At 64.2% G+C, this 1,131-nt stretch carries 1 protein-coding gene; it reads left to right on the top strand.

The window, feature by feature from the left end; translation table 11 throughout:
• A protein-coding gene (locus D1832_RS15080) for an IS3 family transposase (RefSeq protein ID WP_182434828.1) occupies positions 1-1,127 on the top strand; the annotation gives its coding sequence in 2 pieces (ribosomal slippage) (positions 1-238 and positions 238-1,127; 1,128 coding nt annotated over the 2 pieces). This gene is flagged as partial in the annotation.
• Between the last annotated feature and the right edge of the window lie 4 nt (positions 1,128-1,131).

Genomic DNA, 1,131 nt, shown 5'->3' with positions numbered 1-1,131 from the left:
CAGCAAGCTATCGCCCTGGCCCGTTCCGGGCGGCCAGTGACGCAGGTCGCCTACGAACTCGACATCCACCCCGTCACGCTGCACAAGTGGATCCGCCAAGACGACATCGATCACGGCCGACGCCCAGGCACAGCCACCGTCGAATCGGCAGAACTCAAAGCAGCCCGTCGGCGCATCCGCGAACTTGAAACCGAACTCGCCATCATCAAGAAGGCCGCCCAGTTCCTCGACCCCGCTACGGCGCCGCACCCCAAAGGATCCACCCGGTGATCGATGTCCTCGCCGACACCGGGTTCCCCGTCAACACCTGCTGCCGCGTGCTGGGCGTCTCCCGCCAGGGCTACTACCGCTACAAGCGCCGCCCGACCAGCGCCACCCAACTGCGCCGTGAGTGGCTCACCGGCCTCATCAACGAAGTCCACATCGCTTCGCGAGGCACCTACGGCTACCACCGTGTGCACGCCGAACTCACCCTCGGCATGGGCCTGACGTGCAGCAGCCGCCTGATCAGCGTCCTCATGACGAACGCCGGGATCCGCGGCCTACCAGGCCCCAAACGCATCGCTCGGCTTCGCGGGGTGGCCACGGCTGATGACCTCGTGAACCGCAAGTTCCACAGGCTGGCGCCCAACGAGCTGTGGGTCACGGACATTACGGAGCACCCCACGAAAGAAGGCAAGGTCTACTGCGCCGCGGTCCTGGATGCCTACAGTCGGCGCATCGTGGGCTGGGCCATCGATTCGCGCCAGGACGCGACGCTGGTCGTGAACGCGCTCGACATGGCCATCCGCAACCGAAAACCCAAGCCCGGAGGGATCGTGCACGCTGACCACGGCGCCCAATTCACGTCCTGGGTGTTCGGGGAGAAGATTCGCAGCGCGGGCCTGCTGCCATCGTTCGGCACGGTCGGTGACGGGTACGACAACGCGATGATGGAGTCGTTTTGGTCCTCGATGCAGATCGAATTGCTTAACCGGCGGCGATGCAAAACACGGGTCGAGTTGTCGACCGCGATGTTCGAGTACATCGAGGTGTTCTACAACCGACAGCGCCGCCACTCAGCACTCGGCTACGTCAGCCCCATCCAGTACGAGCTAGCATCAACCCGCACCCAAAAATCCGCCTGACTTA

Source organism: Dermacoccus abyssi (assembly GCF_003515945.1).
In the GTDB taxonomy this organism is placed as follows: Bacteria; Actinomycetota; Actinomycetes; order Actinomycetales; family Dermatophilaceae; genus Dermacoccus; species Dermacoccus abyssi.
Note: the sequence above shows the minus strand (reverse complement) of the source record. Positions and strands in the feature narration are given on the sequence as shown.